The 15,815-nt window shown below is 66.9% G+C and carries 19 protein-coding genes; 17 read left to right on the top strand and 2 right to left on the bottom strand.

Going from position 1 to position 15,815, the window contains the following annotated elements; all coding sequences use genetic code 11:
* The first annotated feature begins 178 nt into the window (after nucleotides 1-178).
* Genes ISO4_RS13935 through ISO4_RS13925 form a run of 3 tightly spaced genes read left to right on the top strand, consistent with a single transcriptional unit; the run spans nucleotide 179 to nucleotide 2,793 of the window.
* The gene (locus ISO4_RS13935) at nucleotides 179-1,132 is read left to right on the top strand and encodes an RluA family pseudouridine synthase (RefSeq protein WP_194856611.1); all 954 of its coding nucleotides are present in this window, start codon (nucleotides 179-181) and stop codon (nucleotides 1,130-1,132) included.
* On the top strand, nucleotides 1,132-1,809 hold the full coding sequence (locus tag ISO4_RS13930; RefSeq protein WP_142949046.1) for an HAD-IA family hydrolase: 678 nt from the start codon (nucleotides 1,132-1,134) through the stop codon (nucleotides 1,807-1,809). The genes ISO4_RS13935 and ISO4_RS13930 overlap by 1 nt, the downstream gene beginning before the upstream one ends.
* The gene (locus tag ISO4_RS13925; protein WP_142949045.1) at nucleotides 1,810-2,793 is read left to right on the top strand and encodes a S49 family peptidase; all 984 of its coding nucleotides are present in this window, start codon (nucleotides 1,810-1,812) and stop codon (nucleotides 2,791-2,793) included.
* A gap of 179 nt (nucleotides 2,794-2,972) precedes the next feature.
* Here the strand turns inward: ISO4_RS13925 and ISO4_RS13920 are convergent, their stop codons facing one another.
* A complete protein-coding gene (locus ISO4_RS13920) occupies nucleotides 2,973-3,566 on the bottom strand; it encodes a Maf family protein (RefSeq protein WP_194856610.1) in 594 nt (197 codons plus the stop codon).
* Nucleotides 3,567-3,727: 161 nt separating this feature from the next.
* Between ISO4_RS13920 and ISO4_RS13915 the strand changes: the two genes are divergently transcribed.
* The 14 genes from ISO4_RS13915 (at nucleotide 3,728) to rmuC (ending at nucleotide 15,304) form a co-directional block, all read left to right on the top strand.
* Nucleotides 3,728-4,255, top strand: coding sequence for a YceD family protein (locus ISO4_RS13915; RefSeq protein ID WP_194856609.1), 528 nt, complete (start codon nucleotides 3,728-3,730; stop codon nucleotides 4,253-4,255).
* 18 nt (nucleotides 4,256-4,273) lie between these two features.
* Nucleotides 4,274-4,468 carry a 50S ribosomal protein L32 gene (gene rpmF, locus ISO4_RS13910; protein WP_142949042.1) on the top strand — a complete coding sequence of 65 codons (195 nt, stop codon included), beginning with the start codon at nucleotides 4,274-4,276 and terminating at the stop codon, nucleotides 4,466-4,468.
* 158 nt (nucleotides 4,469-4,626) lie between these two features.
* The gene (plsX, locus tag ISO4_RS13905) at nucleotides 4,627-5,646 is read left to right on the top strand and encodes a phosphate acyltransferase PlsX (protein ID WP_194856608.1); all 1,020 of its coding nucleotides are present in this window, start codon (nucleotides 4,627-4,629) and stop codon (nucleotides 5,644-5,646) included.
* Between the two features lie 110 nt (nucleotides 5,647-5,756).
* Nucleotides 5,757-6,686 carry an ACP S-malonyltransferase gene (fabD, locus tag ISO4_RS13900; RefSeq protein WP_194856607.1) on the top strand — a complete coding sequence of 310 codons (930 nt, stop codon included), beginning with the start codon at nucleotides 5,757-5,759 and terminating at the stop codon, nucleotides 6,684-6,686.
* Nucleotides 6,687-6,696: 10 nt separating this feature from the next.
* Entirely contained in the window at nucleotides 6,697-7,431 is a 735-nt protein-coding gene (gene fabG / locus ISO4_RS13895) for a 3-oxoacyl-ACP reductase FabG (RefSeq protein ID WP_142949039.1), read from the top strand.
* Between the two features lie 189 nt (nucleotides 7,432-7,620).
* Nucleotides 7,621-7,854, top strand: a complete 234-nt coding sequence (acpP, locus tag ISO4_RS13890) for an acyl carrier protein (protein WP_067606090.1) — start codon at nucleotides 7,621-7,623, stop codon at nucleotides 7,852-7,854.
* Between the two features lie 78 nt (nucleotides 7,855-7,932).
* A complete protein-coding gene (gene fabF, locus ISO4_RS13885; RefSeq protein WP_194856606.1) occupies nucleotides 7,933-9,171 on the top strand; it encodes a beta-ketoacyl-ACP synthase II in 1,239 nt (412 codons plus the stop codon).
* Nucleotides 9,168-9,962 carry an aminodeoxychorismate lyase gene (pabC, locus tag ISO4_RS13880; protein ID WP_194856605.1) on the top strand — a complete coding sequence of 265 codons (795 nt, stop codon included), beginning with the start codon at nucleotides 9,168-9,170 and terminating at the stop codon, nucleotides 9,960-9,962. The genes fabF and pabC overlap by 4 nt, the downstream gene beginning before the upstream one ends.
* Nucleotides 9,963-9,980: 18 nt before the next feature.
* Nucleotides 9,981-11,021 (top strand): endolytic transglycosylase MltG, encoded by a 1,041-nt coding sequence (gene mltG, locus ISO4_RS13875; protein WP_407647933.1) that lies wholly within the window; start codon nucleotides 9,981-9,983, stop codon nucleotides 11,019-11,021.
* Nucleotides 11,018-11,644, top strand: a complete 627-nt coding sequence (gene tmk, locus ISO4_RS13870) for a dTMP kinase (protein ID WP_194856603.1) — start codon at nucleotides 11,018-11,020, stop codon at nucleotides 11,642-11,644. The genes mltG and tmk overlap by 4 nt, the downstream gene beginning before the upstream one ends.
* A gap of 41 nt (nucleotides 11,645-11,685) precedes the next feature.
* A complete protein-coding gene (locus ISO4_RS13865) occupies nucleotides 11,686-12,666 on the top strand; it encodes a DNA polymerase III subunit delta' (RefSeq protein ID WP_142949138.1) in 981 nt (326 codons plus the stop codon).
* 53 nt (nucleotides 12,667-12,719) lie between these two features.
* A complete protein-coding gene (locus ISO4_RS13860; RefSeq protein ID WP_142949034.1) occupies nucleotides 12,720-13,067 on the top strand; it encodes a PilZ domain-containing protein in 348 nt (115 codons plus the stop codon).
* A 66-nt stretch (nucleotides 13,068-13,133) separates the two neighbouring features.
* The gene (locus ISO4_RS13855; RefSeq protein ID WP_194856602.1) at nucleotides 13,134-13,940 is read left to right on the top strand and encodes a TatD family hydrolase; all 807 of its coding nucleotides are present in this window, start codon (nucleotides 13,134-13,136) and stop codon (nucleotides 13,938-13,940) included.
* Nucleotides 13,937-15,304, top strand: coding sequence for a DNA recombination protein RmuC (gene rmuC / locus ISO4_RS13850; RefSeq protein WP_194856601.1), 1,368 nt, complete (start codon nucleotides 13,937-13,939; stop codon nucleotides 15,302-15,304). Before ISO4_RS13855 ends, rmuC begins: the two co-directional genes overlap by 4 nt.
* A gap of 6 nt (nucleotides 15,305-15,310) precedes the next feature.
* Here the strand turns inward: rmuC and ISO4_RS13845 are convergent, their stop codons facing one another.
* Nucleotides 15,311-15,754 carry a hypothetical protein gene (locus tag ISO4_RS13845; protein ID WP_194856600.1) on the bottom strand — a complete coding sequence of 148 codons (444 nt, stop codon included), beginning with the start codon at nucleotides 15,752-15,754 and terminating at the stop codon, nucleotides 15,311-15,313.
* Nucleotides 15,755-15,815: the final 61 nt, after the last annotated feature.

Here is a 15,815-nt window from a genome sequence, read left to right as displayed (position 1 = left end):
GGTGTTGGTGTACCGACGGCGAATGATCGCTGCGCGTCGCCGTTGGCCAGCCCGGGCCGACGGCTGACTATACCAGTAAAATCACAGTCTGATCAATCAGATAGATGGGCGAGGCATGAGCGCGCCGTGAACACCGACACCGCTGGCGGAGCCGCGCCCGCTTGGCTAGAATCGCCGCATGTCAGATACCCCCGCTGCCGATCGCGTCACTTTCGTTACCATCGATGAAGGCCGTGACGGCCAACGCCTTGATAATTTCCTGATCACCCACCTCAAGGGTGTGCCCCGTTCGCGCATCTATCGGATTATCCGATCCGGCGAGGTGCGGGTGAACAAGAAGCGCGCCAAGCAGACCACCCGCCTGGCCGTGGACGACGTGGTGCGCGTGCCGCCGGTGCGCACCAGCGAGTCCCAGGCGCCGCCGGTGGTCAGCGGCGGGCTGGCCGAGCGGCTGGCGCGGGCGCTGCTCTACGAGGACGATCAGATCTTCATCTTTAATAAGCCCGCCGGGCTGGCGGTGCACGGCGGCAGCGGGGTCAGCCTGGGGCTGATCGAGGCGCTGCGGGTGCTCTACCCGGAAGAGCGCAACCTGGAGCTGGTGCACCGGCTCGACCGGGACACCAGCGGCTGCATCATGGTCGCCCGCCACCGGGGCTTTTTGCGGCGCCTGCAGAAATTGATGCAGCAGGGTGGGGTGGAGAAGCGCTACTGGCTGCTGTGCCAGGGGTTTAAAGGCAGCGAGCGGCGCATGGAAGCGCCCCTGCTGAAGATCACCCAGGGCAACGAGCGGATGGTGCGGGTGTCCCGCGAGGGCAAGGCCTCGGTGACCGATTTCACGCTGGTGGAGCGGTTCGGCGACGCCGCCCTGGTGGAGGCGCGCCTGGGTACCGGCCGCACCCATCAGATCCGGGTGCACAGCCAGTTCGGCGGCTTCCCGATTCTCGGCGACGATAAATACGGCAGCCGCAAGGGCGACGCGCGGCTGGAAGCGCTCGGGCACCGCCGCCTGTGTCTGCACGCCCGGTCGCTGGTGTTCCGCCACCCGCAGAGCGGCGAAACCATCAAGGTCAACGCGCCGCTGGACGAGGATTTCGAGGCCATCCTGACGGCGCTGCGGTCGGATAAACGCTGATGGCCTACCAATTGGTGATTTTCGACTGGGACGGCACGGTGATGGACTCCACCGGGCGTATCATTGCCTGCATGCACCAGGCCGGCGCCGATCTTTGTCTGCCGGTGTTGGAGGACGACGCCGTGCGCGAGATCATCGGGCTGGGTCTGCCGGAAGCGCTGCGCACCCTTTACCCGGGCATCGGCGACCGGGATCTGGAGCGCATGCGCGAGCGTTACGCGGTGCATTTCGTGGCCGCCGAGGCGAGCCCCAGCCGGCTCTACCCGGGCGCCCGCGAGACGCTGGCGGCGCTGCGCGCCGCCGGATTGCGCCTGGCGGTGGCCACTGGCAAGAGCCGCAAGGGGCTGGACCGGGTGTGGGCGAGCAGTGGGCTGGGCGACAGTTTCGATGCCTCCCGCTGCGCCGACGAGACCCATTCCAAGCCGCACCCGGCCATGGTCACGGAGTTATTGACCGAACTGGGCGTGGCGCCGGAGCGGGCGCTGGTGGTCGGGGATACGTCCTTTGATCTGCAGATGGCGCGCGACGCCGGTGTCGACCGGGTGGCGGTGAGTTACGGCGCCCATCCGGTGGACCGTTTGATGAACTTTCACCCGCTGGCGGTGATCGATGCTTTACCGCAGTTGCTGCCGTTACTCGGCGTGGACTGCGAAACACACTTCGAGGAGACAGTGTAGATGGAGTCCGACAACAACAGCCCGGCGAACAGCGGCCCCACCAGTAAAGAGTGGAAGCTGCTCGAGAAGCTGCTCGGCCAGGCCCAGGCGGAACAGCGCAAGACCCGCCGCTGGGGCATCTTCTTCAAGAGCCTGACCTTTATCTATCTGTTCGCGCTGCTGTTCATGATGACCGGCAGCCGCTCCGGGGACGCCATGGCGGTGGCCGAGCCCCACGTGGCGGTGGTCGACCTGAACGGCGTGATCATGGCGGATTCCGAAGCCAGCGCCGATCTGATCAGCCGCGGGCTGCGCGACGCCTTCGAGGCGGAGAACGCCGAAGCGGTGCTGCTGCGCGTCAACAGCCCGGGCGGTTCGCCGGTGCAGTCGAACTTCGTGTTCAACGAAATCCAGCGGCTGCGCGCCGAATACCCGGATAAGAAGCTGTACGCGGCGATCACCGATATGGGCGCCTCCGGCGCCTATTACATCGCCGCCGCCGCCGACCAGATCTACGCCGACCCGGCCAGCATCGTCGGCTCCATCGGCGTGATCATGGCCAGCTTCGGGGTGCAGGAAGCCGCCGAGAAGCTGGGCGTGGAGCGCCGCGTGTACACCGCCGGCGAGAATAAGGCGCTGCTCGACCCGTTCTCGCCGGTGCGCGAGTCCGACCGCGAGCACGTGCAGACCATGCTCAACGAGATCCACCAGCAGTTCATCGGCGCGGTGAAGGACGGCCGTGGCGACCGCTTGAAAGTGGACGAGAACCCGGAGCTGTTTTCCGGCCTGTTCTGGACCGGTGAGCGCGCTCTGGAGCTGGGGCTGATCGACGGCCTGAAAAGCCCGGGGCAGGTGGCCCGCGACGTGGCCGGCCTGGAGGAAATGGTGGACTACACCGTCACCCGCTCGCCGGTGGACCGCTTCCTGAAGCGCTTCGGCACCTCAATCGGCAACGGCATCGGCCAGACCCTGGGCCTGGAAGGCGGCGCGCCCACGCTGCGCTAACCGAGTTTTGTGGGAGCGGGCCTTGCCCGCGAAAGGGTGGCCTTGGCCACCCGGCGGGATACCAGAGGCGTTGTTGGTGCTTTGTTAGAGAGGTCTCTGGGATCCTGCCGGCAAGCTGCGCTTGCCTTTCGCGGGCTGGGCCCGCTCGCACAGTTAGCCACCATCGCTGGCTTGCGGCTCTATCCCGGAAGGATGACGCCCTCGGCGGCTAAGAAGTCGGTCAGCATGATCAGCGGTAGCCCCACCAGGGCATTGGGGTCCCGCCCTTCGAGCGCTTTGAACAGCACAATACCCAGGCCTTCGGACTTAAAGCTGCCGGCGCAGTTGAGGGGTTGTTCGACCTCGATATAGCGCTCAATCTGGCGGTCACGGAGTTGGCGGAAGTGCACGGTGAAGCGCTCGCAGCCGCTCTGGTGGCGGCCGGTGGCGCTGTTCAGCAGGCACAGCCCGGTGAGAAACTGCACGGTGCGGCCGCTGGCGCGGCGCAGCTGGGCCACGGCGGTGTCGTGATCGCCGGGCTTGCCGAGCACGTCGCCGTCGATCACCGCCACCTGGTCGGAGCCGATGATCAGGGCGTCCGGGTGTGCGTCGGCGAGGGCGGCGGCCTTGTCCCGCGCCAGGCGCAGCACCAGCTCCGTGGGCGTTTCGCCGGGCCGGGCGCGCTCGTCGATGTCCGGGCTGTGATGCTGGAATGACAGACGCAGCTTGCCCAGCAGCTCGCGGCGGAACGGCGACGAGGAGGCCAGAATCAAAGGCTGTGGCTGGTCGGTCATGGCGGTCTCCTGGTCGGTGGCGGGTGGTTGCGGGTCGGGAGTGTACCCACGGCCCCGATCCGGTGCACGAAAAAACCAGCTTTCTCAGACAGTTAAGCCGGGCGTCGCGGGTGTATTTTCGCTTTGACAGGACGCGGGCCCGCGCCTAGAATTGCGCGCTTATGTTTTCAGGGCAACTGCCACCGTATCTGGAACCGAGGAAGTTCGCGGACCAGGAACGCGTCGTCGAAGGCGAAGCCCGGGTCGGGGACCTCCCCAGACTGCGGGAATATCGCGAGAGTCTGGACCAGCCGGTCCGGGTGAGCCTGGCCTTTGGCCGGGACGAGGACGGCCGCCGGCGCGTTCAGGGCCGGGTGGAGACTTCTCTAGTTCTGGTGTGCCAGCGTTGTCTGGAGCCGGTGCAACAGGAAGTCGCCGCCGACGTCGATCTGATGTTGGTGTGGAGCGAAGAGCAGGCCAAGGCATTGCCCGCCGACCTGGATCCATTGCTGGTTACCGAGGAGCGCATGACGCTGGCGGAACTGGTGGAAGAAGAGCTGCTGCTGGCGATGCCGCTGGTGGCGCTTCACGATCAGTGCCCCGATCCGCCGCCCCAGAGCGCTGGGGATCCGGGCGACCAGGATGACAATCAGTCCGATCCGGATAATCCGTTTGCCGTGCTGGCCCGTCTCAAGGGCCGCCGCAAGTAATACGCCGAGGAGCAACAAATGGCTGTTCAGAAGAGTCGCAAAACCCGTTCCAAGCGTGGCATGCGTCGTTCCCACGATGCGCTGACCGCGCCCGCTATCACCGAAGACGCGAGCACCGGTGAAGTGCACCGCCGTCACCACATCTCTCCGGACGGCATGTACCGCGGCCGCCAGGTGCTGCGCACCGCGGAACTGGACGACGAAGAAGAGTAAGTCCGTTTGCCGCGGGCGGTGCGCCGCCCGACGGTACGCCGCCCGACGGTGACAACAGGACGACTGTGTAACGGGAGCCTTCAGGGCTCCCGTTTCTCTATCCACGGCCGGATCGAACTCGTATCATGGCCGTCGCTTCGCCAAGCAGGAAATTTGCCATGTCAGCGGTTGTGACCCTGGCCGTGGACGCCATGGGCGGCGATCACGGTCTGCCCGTGACCGTGCCCGCCGTGGCCCGGATACTGGCCCGCCACCCCGATCTGCATGTGATCATGGTGGGCGAGCCGTCCGCCCTCGCCGCGGCCCTGAAGAAAGAAAAACTCGACGATCACCCCCGCCTCGCCCTGACCCCGGCGTCGGAAGTGGTGGCCATGGACGACCCGGTCGCCGTGGCACTGCGCCAGAAGAAAGACTCCTCCATGCGGGTGGCCATCAACCAGGTTAAGGAAGGCCGCGCCCTGGCGGCGGTCAGCGCCGGCAATACCGGGGCGCTGATGGCGGTCAGCCGCTTCGTTCTCAAAACCCTGCCGGGCGTCGACCGGCCGGCCATCTGCACCGCCATCCCCACCGCCAAAGGGCACTGCCACATGCTCGATCTGGGCGCCAATGTGGATTCCGAACCCAAGCACCTGCTGCAGTTCGCCCTGATGGGGCAGGCCGTGGTGCGCGCCGTGGACGGGTTGAGCGCGCCGCGGGTGGCGCTGCTGAACATCGGCGAGGAGGACATCAAGGGCAACGAGCAGATCAAGGAAGCCGCCACCCTGATGCAGCAGGCCGCCGATCTGAACTACGCCGGTTTCGTCGAGGGTAACGGCATCTTCGTCGGCGACGTGGACGTGGTGGTCTGTGACGGCTTTGTCGGCAATGTGTCGCTGAAAACCATGGAAGGCGCCGCCTCCATGATCGGCGGCATGATCCGCGAGGAGGCGGGCCGCTCCCTGCTGCGCAAACTCAGCGGTCTGTTCGCGCTGCCGTTGCTGCGCGGGCTCAAGCACCGCCTGGACCCGGAGCGCTACAACGGCGCCAGCCTGGTGGGGCTGAACGGTATCGTGGTGAAAAGCCACGGCGGCACCGGCGTGGAAGGCTTCGTCAGTGCCCTGGAAGTGGCGGTTCTCGAGGCCGAGCGCAATGTGCCGGCGTTGATCCGCGACGCCCTGGCGCCGGCGGAGACCTCCTAGCCGCGCCAGGGCGCCTGTACCCGCATTCACAATTTGTTTCAGGGTCGGGCGGACAGCCGCGCCCGCAGGCGGCATACTCCCGGCTCGAGCGACATCAAAGAGGCAAACGCATGTCGAAAACCGCTTTCGTCTTTCCCGGTCAGGGTTCCCAGAGCCTGGGTATGCTGGCCGATTTCGCCGAGCGCGTTCCGGTGCGCCAGGCGTTCCAGGAAGCCTCCGGCGCCCTGGATCTGGATCTCTGGCAACTGGCCCAGGAAGGCCCGGAAGAGGCCCTCAACAGCACCGAAAACACCCAGCCGCTGCTGCTCACCGCCGGTGTGGCCCTGTGGAAACTCTGGGAGCAGGCCGGTGGCGCCCGTCCCGACCGGCTCGCCGGGCACAGCCTGGGCGAATACACCGCGCTCACCTGCGCCGGGGTGCTCACCCTGGGCGACGCCGTGCGCCTGGTGCGCCGGCGCGGCGAACTGATGCAGGCCGCCGTGGCCGACGGCGAGGGCCGCATGGCCGCGATTCTGGGCCTGGACGACGACCAGGTCCGCCAGGCCTGCGCCGACGCCGCCCAGGGCGAGGTGGTGGAAGCCGTCAACTTCAATGCGCCGGGCCAGGTGGTGATCGCCGGCCAGGTGAGCGCCGTGGAGCGCGCCATCGAGGCGTGCAAGGCCGCCGGCGCCAAGCGCGCCATGGCGCTGCCGGTGAGCGTGCCGTCCCACTGCGCGCTGATGCGCCCGGCGGCGGACAAACTGGCCGAGCAGCTGCAAAGCACCAAATTCTTCGCGCCGGAGCTGCCGGTGATCAATAACGTGGACGTGAGCGCGGAGTCCGACCCGGACAGCATCCGCGGCGCGCTGGTGCGCCAGCTGCATTCGCCGGTACGCTGGTCGGAAACGGTGCGCGCGCTGGCCGCCGACGGCGTCTCCACGCTTTACGAGTGCGGGCCCGGCAAAGTGCTGTGCGGCCTCACCAAGCGCATCGACCGGGGCCTGGACGCCAAGCCGCTGGAAAACGATGCCGCCTTTCAGAACGCGCTCACCGGCGCCTGAGGAGAACCTTATGAGCGAGGACAGAAAAGTAGCGCTGGTCACCGGGGCCACCCGTGGCATCGGCCGGGCGATCGCCGCCGAACTGGCCGGCGCCGGCTGGTTCGTGGTCGGCACCGCCACCAGCGAGAAAGGCGCCGCCGCCATCTCCGAAGCGCTCGGCGAGCAGGGCGCCGGCGTGGTGCTCAACGTCGCCGACGACGACTCCGTGGCCGAGGGCCTCAAGGCGCTGAGCGCCGAATACGGCCCGCCGCTGGTGCTGGTCAACAACGCCGGCATCACCCGCGACAACCTCATGCTGCGCATGAAGGCGGATGAGTGGCAGGATGTGATCAACACCAACCTGAATTCGCTGTACCGGGTCACCAAGGCGTGCCTGAAGGGCATGACCAAGGCCCGCTGGGGCCGGGTGATCAACATCAGCTCCGTGGTCGGTACCATGGGCAACGCCGGCCAGGCCAACTACGCCGCCGCCAAAGGGGGCGTGGAAGGCTTCACGCGGGCTCTGGCGCGGGAGCTGGGGTCGCGCAACATCACCGTGAATTCGGTGGCGCCGGGCTTTATTCAGACCGATATGACCGATGGCCTGCCCGAGGCGCAGCGTGAAGCGCTGCTCAGCGAAATACCGCTGGGGCGCCTGGGATCGCCGGCCGAAGTGGCCAGCGCCGTGGGCTGGCTGGCCAGCGAGGGCGGCGGTTATGTGACCGGCACCACGGTGCATGTGAACGGCGGGATGTTCACGGGTTGAGACATCGCTGCGGAAAACCGCTAAGCTGCGCTTAGCCACGGCGTACGGGCGCTTCTCGCAGGCGCTCAAACATTTGGAAACTAATCCGCGAAAACCAGTACCGAGAGCGGCTTGCAAGCGCGAACAGCGTTCACCTAGAATAGCCGCTCATAGGTGCTTGCACACCATCAACAGGAGAGTAATAACATCATGAGCAGCATCGAAGAACGGGTCCAGAAGATCATCGTTGAGCAACTGGGCGTTAAACCGGAAGACGTTAAGCCCGCCGCCTCCTTCGTCGAAGACCTGGGTGCCGATTCACTGGACACCGTCGAGCTGGTAATGGCTCTCGAGGAAGAATTCGAAACCGAAATTCCGGACGAAGAGGCTGAAAAGATCAGCACCGTTCAAGCTGCCGTGGATTACATCAAGTCGCACAGCTGATTCGGTCACAGCCAACGCAACGTCAGTAAAAAAACCGCAGGCTCTCCGGGCTTGCGGTTTTTTTTGGGAGGAGAACGGGTGACACGACGTCGAGTAGTGATAACCGGTCTGGGAATGTTGAGCCCTCTGGGCACCGACGTGGCCAGTACCTGGGAGGGCATTCTGGCCGGTCGTAGCGGTATTCGCCGGATCGACCATTTCGACACGGAGAACTTCTCCACCAAGTTCGCCGGGCTGGTGCCGGACTTTGCCATGGACGAGTATTTGTCCGGCAAGGAAGCGCGCAAGATGGATGTCTTCGTGCAGTACGGCATGGTGGCGGCGATTCAGGCCCTGCGTGACGCCGGCCTGGAAATGGATAAGGAAAACGGCGAACGCATCGGCGTCGCCATCGGCTCCGGCATCGGCGGGTTGACCAACATCGAGGAAAACCATCAGAAGCTGATGGATTCCGGGCCGCGCAAGCTGTCACCGTTTTTCGTGCCCAGCACCATCATCAACATGATCGCCGGCAACCTGGCCATCATGTACGGTTTCAAGGGCCCCAACTTCGCCACCGTGACGGCCTGCACCACCGGCACCCACAACATCGGCTTCGCCGCCCAGCAGATTCAGCTGGGCACCGCCGACGTGATGGTCGCCGGTGGCGCCGAGAAGGGCTCCACGCCGCTGGGCATGGGCGGTTTCGCCGCCGCCCGGGCACTGTCCACCCGTAACGACGACCCCACGGCCGCCAGCCGGCCCTGGGACCGGGACCGGGACGGCTTCGTGCTCGCCGACGGCGCCGGCGCCGTGGTGCTGGAGGAATACGATCGCGCCAAGGCCCGTGGCGCCACCATCTACGGTGAGCTGATCGGCTACGGCATGAGCGACGACGCCTACCATATGACTGCGCCGTCCGAGGACGGGGCCGGGGCGGCCCTGGCCATGGGCAACGCGATCCGTGATGCCGGCATCGATCCGTCGGAAGTGGCTTATGTGAACGCCCACGCCACCTCCACCAAGGTCGGCGATCTGATCGAGATCCACGCGGTCAAGAAGGTGTTCGGCGACCACGCGCCGAAGCTGGCGATGAGCTCCACCAAATCGATGATCGGCCACCTGCTGGGCGCGGCCGGCGCGGTGGAGGCCATCTTCACGCTGCTGGCCATGCGCGACTCCGTGGCGCCGCCGACCATCAACCTGGACAACCCGGACGAGGGCTGTGATCTGGACCTGGTGGCCAACCAGGCCCAGCAGCGCACCATTGACGTGGCGTTGTCCAACTCGTTCGGGTTCGGCGGCACCAACGGGTCGCTGCTGTTCCGCAAGGTGTGAGCGGCGGGCCCGCCGTCAACGATCGGGGTCTCGCCTATGGCGACGGCCTATTCGAGACCGTGCGGGTCACGGCGTCCGGCGCGGCGCCACTGTGGCCGCGCCACCGGGCGCGGCTGCTCGACGGCGCCGCCCGGTTGCGGATCCCGGTGGCGCCGGACGCCCTGGACCGCTGTCTCGCCGACGCTCTGACCGCCGCGCCGCCCGGCACCGGTCTGATCAAGCTGATTCTCACCCGGGGCCCGGGCGGTCGCGGGTACCTGCCGCCGTCGCACCCGACGCCTTCCCTGTTCGCCCAGCACGGCACCGTGCCGGAGTGGTCGCCGCTGTTGCGCCGCGACGGCATTGAAACCGGCCTGTGCAGCGAGCCCCTGGAGCGCGACCCGCTGGCGGGTCTCAAGCATCTTAACCGGCTGCCCCAGGTGCTGGCCCGCATGGAAGTGGCCCGCCGGGGCTGGCACGAGGGCCTGCTGCTGGACCGGCGCGGCTGCCCGCTGGAAGCCACCGCCATGAACCTGTTCGCGCTGTTCGGCGATACCCTGTGGACGCCGGCCCTGGACGCCGCCGGGGTGGCCGGCGTCGGCCGTGCCTGGTTGCTGGCGCGGGCCGGCGAGCAGGGCCGCCCGGTGCAGGTGCGGCTGCGTCCGCTGTCACATCTGCGCACCGCCGACAGCGTTTTTCTGATCAACAGTGTTGTCGGGGTGCTGCCGGTGCGTAAACTGGCGCAATGGGTCTGGCCGGTCACCGCGCCGGTGCGACAATTCCAAGAAGACTTCGAGGTTCTTTTTTCATAGATGCGCCGAAAAATACGAATGTTCGGGTTGCTGCTATTGTTGCTCCTGGTCGGCATCCCTCTGGCCGGCTTCTGGGTGAGCGGCTATTTGCACCGGCCGCTGCCCCTGGAAGAGCCGGTGCTGGTGGAAGTGGCGCCGGGCTCTTCGTTCAACGGCCTGCTGGCGGGAATGCGCGCCGACGGCCTGCTCGGTGAGCCGCCGGAAGCCCGTCTGCGGCGCTGGTCGGCGCGGCTCTACAGCGCCTTCACCGGGGTCGATGCGCGCCTGCATGTGGGCGAGTACCAGCTCAGCCCCGGCGACTCCCTGCTCACGCTGCTGGAAAAAATCGACCGTGGCGACGTGCTGCAACGCAGCGTCACCCTGGTGGAGGGCTGGAATTTCCGCGAATGGCGCGCCCGCCTGGCCGGCCTGGAGGGCATAGAGCACACCCTGGTGGACCTGGACGGCGCCGCGGTGATGGCCCGCCTGGGCCGGCCCGGTGCCCACCCGGAGGGCTGGTTCGCGCCGGAAACCTATTTCTACACGCGCGGCACCCGCGATGTGGATCTGCTGCGCCGCGCCCTGGAGCGCCAGCAGCGGATTCTCGATCAGGCCTGGGCGGCCCGCGATGAGGACCTGCCCTACGACACCCCTTACGAGGCGCTGATCATGGCCTCCATCGTGGAGAAAGAGACCGCGGTACCGGCGGAGCGCGGCCGCATCGCCGGCGTGTTCATCAACCGCCTGCGCAAGGGCATGCGGCTGCAGACCGATCCCACCGTGATTTACGGCATGGGCACCGACTACGACGGCAATATCCGCCGCTCCGACCTGCGCCGCAAAACCCCCTACAACACCTACGCGATCAGCGGCCTGCCGCCCACGCCGATCGCCATGCCCAGCCGCGAGTCGATCCTCGCGGCGGTGAGCCCGGAGCCCACCGAGGACCTCTTCTTCGTGGCCCGGGGCGACGGCAGCCATAAATTTTCCCGCACCCTGGCGGAACACCAGCGCGCGGTGCGCGAGTATCAGCTCAAGCGGCGCGAGAATTACCGCTCCAGCCCGGAGCCGCGGCCGTGAGCGGGCGTTTTATCACGCTGGAAGGCGGCGAGGGCGCCGGCAAAAGTTCCAACCTGGCGTGGCTCGCCGAGCGCCTGCGTGACGCGGGCGTCCCCGTCACCGTGACCCGCGAGCCCGGCGGCACCGATCTGGCCGAACGGATCCGCCAGGTGCTGCTCGACCCCGGCCCGGAGGCCATGGACGACACCACCGAGCTGCTGCTGGTGTTCGCCGCCCGGGCGCAGCATCTGGCGGCGCTGATCCGGCCGGCGCTGGCGCGCGGCGAGTGGGTGCTCTGCGACCGCTTCATGGACGCCACCTGGGCCTACCAGGGCGCCGGCCGGGGCCTCGACCGGGAGCGCATCGCCGTGCTGGAGCGCCTGGTGCTTCAGGGTCTGACCCCGGACCGCACCCTGCTGTTCGACGTGCCGGTGGCGGAGGGCCTGGCGCGGGCCGGCAAGCGCTCCCGCCCGGACCGTATCGAACGGGAGCAGGCGGCCTTTTTCGAACGGGTGCGCCAGTGCTACCTTGAGCGCGCCACCGGCGAGCCGGACCGGTTCCGGGTGGTGGACGCCGGCGTCGGCCTGGATCAGGTGCGCGCGCAACTCGAGAACCACCTTCAGGAGATGCTGCAGTGGCGCTGAACGCCCCCATCCAGGTGCCCTGTCCCTGGCACCGGGAAGAGATGCAGCGGCTGCTGGAGCAGCACGCTCAGGGCCGTCTGCCCCATGCGTTGCTGCTCGCCGGCGCCGCCGGCAGCGGCAAGTTCCGCCTGGCCCAATCCCTGGCCCAGGCGCTGCTGTGCGAAAACCCCAGCGCCGGGCTCGCCTGCGGTCAGTGCCACGGCTGCCATCTGAGCGCCGCCGGCACCCACCCGGACGCGCACACCCTGGTGCCGGAAGGCACCAGCCTGGGCATCAAGATCGATCAGGTGCGCCGTTTGGTGGAGTTCGGTACCCGCACCGCCCAGTACAACGGCGCCCGGGTGGCGTTGATCGCCCCCGCCGAGGGGCTGAACCGCAGCGCCCAGAACGCCCTGCTCAAGACCCTGGAGGAGCCCGGCCGGGGTCTGGTGCTGATCCTGGTCAGCCACCAGCCCAGCCTGCTGTTGCCGACCATACGCAGCCGCTGCCAGCAGCGGCATCTGCCGCTGCCGGAACCGGCGGCGGCGCTGGAGTGGCTGGTGCCTCAGGCCGGCGAAAAAGAGGCGCCGGCCTTGCTGGCCGCCGCCCAGGGCGCGCCGTTGCGGGCTCTGGAACTGCAGCAGGCGGACTGGTTCGCGGCCCGCGAGCAGCTCGCCGGGCAATTGCTGTCGGTGGCTCAGGGGCGCCTGTCGCCGGCCCAGGGCGGTCAGGCGCTGGCCGCCCACGACCCGCGCGTGATGGCCGGAGTGCTGTACGGCTGGCTGGCCCGGGCTTCGGTGCTGGCCGCCCTCGGCGATAAGGTGGAGCAGGCCGACCCGGCCGGGGTTCAGGATCCCAAGGTGGAGCCGATACTCAGACAACTGGCGGCGCAGCTTCCGCCGGCGCGGCTGCTGCGCGCCGCCCAGCGGGTCATGGAAGGGCGCCGGCAGCTGATGGGCGGCGCCAACCCGAATAAAGAGCTGCTCATGGAACAATGGTTGCTGGTCCTGGTGGGCGTTGACGCTGCCGCCGGCGGCTTCTAATCTGCTGAGACCATTCCAATAACGCTAAAGGGTTTGTCAGGGGGAGCGATCGCATGAAAATGCCCGGAGGCCGCAGCGGCATTCTGTCATTGAGCATCAAGGACAAGGCGGCCCTGTATTCGGCTTACATGCCTTTCGTCACCAACGGCGGTCTGTTCGTCGCCACCGACAAGAACTACAAGCTGGGCGAGGAAATCTTCCTGCTGCTCAATATCATGGACGAGCCGGAGAAAATTCCGGTGGCCGGCAAGGTGGTGTGGATCACGCCCCAGGGCGCCCAGGGCAACCGCAGCGCCGGTATCGGCGTGCAGTTTTCCGACCAGGACGACACCGCCCGGCGCACCATCGAAAACCACTTGGCCGGCTCGCTGCAATCGGATCGTCCCACCCACACCATGTAGCGTTCGCGGTCGCTCCCCGCTACCCTTGCGGTTTTCCCGCTATCCGCGACAGGAGCCGAACCGTTGATGTCCGACACCGCTGTTGATCGTCCCGATCTGGTGGATTCCCACTGCCACCTGGACCGTCTTAATCTGGATGCCTACGACGGTGATTTCGACGCCATGATGGCCGCCACCCGCGCCGATGGCATCAGCCATATGCTGTGCATCGGTGTCGATCTGGAAACCTTTCCCCGTGTCCGTGAGCTGGCCGAGCGCCACGCCGACGTGCACGCCACCGTGGGCGTGCACCCGCTCTACAAGGACTCCCGCGAGCCGGACGCCGATGAGCTGGTGCGCCTGGCCGACCACCCCCGGGTGGTGGCGATCGGCGAGACCGGCCTGGATTATTTCTACGCCAAGGAACAGCGCGACTGGCAGCGGGACCGCTTTATCGAGCACATCCGCGCCGCCCGCCGCACCGGCCTGCCGCTGATCATCCACACCCGCGGCGCCAAGGAGGACACCCTGGCGCTGTTGCGCGAGCACGGCGAAGGCGAGGTGCGCGGGGTGCTGCATTGTTTCACCGAAGACCTGGATATGGCCGAGCAGGCCATGGCGCTGGGCTTCTATATTTCCATTTCCGGCATCGTCACCTTCCGCAACGCGGAGGCGCTGCGCGACACCGTGCGTCAGGTGCCGCTGGAGCGCCTGTTGATCGAAACCGACTCCCCCTGGCTGGCGCCGGTGCCGTACCGCGGCAAACCCAACGAACCCCGTTACGTGGCCCGGGTGGCCGAGTGCGTGGCGGAGCTCAAGGGCATTCCGGTGGCCGAGCTGGCGGCGCTGACCCGGGACAATTTCTACACCCTGTTCAACAAGGCGGCGCGATGAACGATCTGACCGTATGGATTCTCACCGGCGCCCTGTCGGCGGCGGTGACCGCCCTGATCGCGCTACTGATCACGCGCGGCGCCCTGAACCGTCTGCGCGGCGAGCGGGACCAGGCCCGTGACCGTCTCGCCACTCTGGCCGAGGAACGCGACCGTCAGCACCAGCAGCAGGACGAGCGCCAACGAAATCTTGAGCAACGGCTGCGGGAAAGCGAGCAGAGCCTGGCCCAGGCGCGCGCCGACAAAGCCCGTCTGGATGAGCGGCTGGCCGGCCAGCAGGACAAGCTCACCTTTCTGGAAAACAGCCGCGAACAGCTGCGCCATGAATTCGAAAACCTGTCGGCGAAAATCTTCGAACAGCGCAGCAAGCAGTTCGAGGAAAAGAACCGCGAGGGGCTGGACGGGCTGTTGAAGCCGTTCCGCGAGCAGCTGTCGGAGTTCCGCCGCCGGGTGGATCAGATCCACGGCGATGACGCGCGCGCCCAGGCGGCGCTCACCGAACAGCTGCAACACCTGAAAAGCCTCAACCAGCAGATGCACCAGGACGCGCGCAACCTCACCGAGGCACTCAAGGGCCAGGTGAAAACCCAGGGCAACTGGGGCGAGATGATTCTGGAGCGGGTGCTGGAAAGCTCCGGGCTCACCAAGGGCCGCGAATACGATACCCAGGTGGCGCTGAAAGGGGAGAGCGGCGAACGACGTCTGCCGGACGCCATCGTGCATCTTCCGGAAGACAAGGACGTGGTAATCGACGCCAAGGTGTCGCTGGTGGCCTACGAGCGCTACGTGTCCGCCGAGGACGACGAACAGCGCGGCCTGGCCCGCGAACAGCACCTCAGCTCCCTGCGCGCCCACATCAAGGGTCTGGACGCGAAGAATTACAGCGGCCTGGAAGGGGTGCGCAGCCTCGATTTCGTGCTGCTGTTCATCCCCGTGGAAGGGGCCTTCATGACCGCCATGGAAGCGGATCCGGGCCTTTATACCGAGGCCTACGAGCGCAATATCGTGCTGGTCAGCCCGACCACGCTGCTGGTCACCCTGCGCACCATTCAGAACATCTGGCGCTACGAGTACCAGAACCGTAACGCGCTGGACATCGCCAGCCGCGCCGGCCGCATCTGCGACCAGGTGTCACTGGTGGCGGAGTCCCTGTCGGATGTGGGCGACAAGATCGACAAGGCGCAGCAGTCCTGGGAAACCTCCTACAAACGGCTCACCGAAGGCCGCGGTAACCTTCTCGGTCAGGCCCACAAGCTGCGCGACCTGGGCGCCAAGGCACGCCGCGCTCTGCCCGCCGCCTCCGACGACGATGCGGACGAGGGCGCGGACCAGAACGGCACGCCGGAGAGCGACGACACGCCCTGAGCGGGGTCAGTGGCCGCGCTGGTGCGCGGCCCGTTGCGCCTTCTTGATGTTCTCCCGGCGCGCCTGTTGTTGCGCCTTGGTGGGTTTGTCCTTCTCCGGCACCTTGGGGCGCGGTTTGGCCTCGAACATGTCGGCGCTGCTGTGCACCGGCGCGCTGCCCAATTGCTCCAGCACCTTGCGGGCGTCGTCGCTGTCGGCGATCAGCTTGCCGCCTTTCATGTGCGCCCATTCCTTGGGGATCAGCCATTTCACCGTGCCCCAGGTGCCGCTTTTGCGTTGTCCGGCCACCCGCTGGATGCCGCCAGGGTCGCCCACGTCGTGGGTGCGGAACGTCTTGAACTGGGATTTGTTGCGCACCGCCACATGGTAGTAGTCGCCGTCGCTGCCACGGCCCGGCGCCTTGCGCTGGGCGCCTTCCGGCTGAGAGCGGGCGCGTTCGGATTTGCTCATATTGCGCCAGGTTTTCTGCGCCTTCTTGATGTTTTGGGTATACGGATTAAATGGTTGATCT

This window comes from Alloalcanivorax venustensis ISO4 (assembly GCF_015356855.1).
Lineage (GTDB): Bacteria > Pseudomonadota > Gammaproteobacteria > Pseudomonadales > Alcanivoracaceae > Alloalcanivorax > Alloalcanivorax venustensis.
This window is presented reverse-complemented; position numbering and strand designations above follow the sequence as displayed.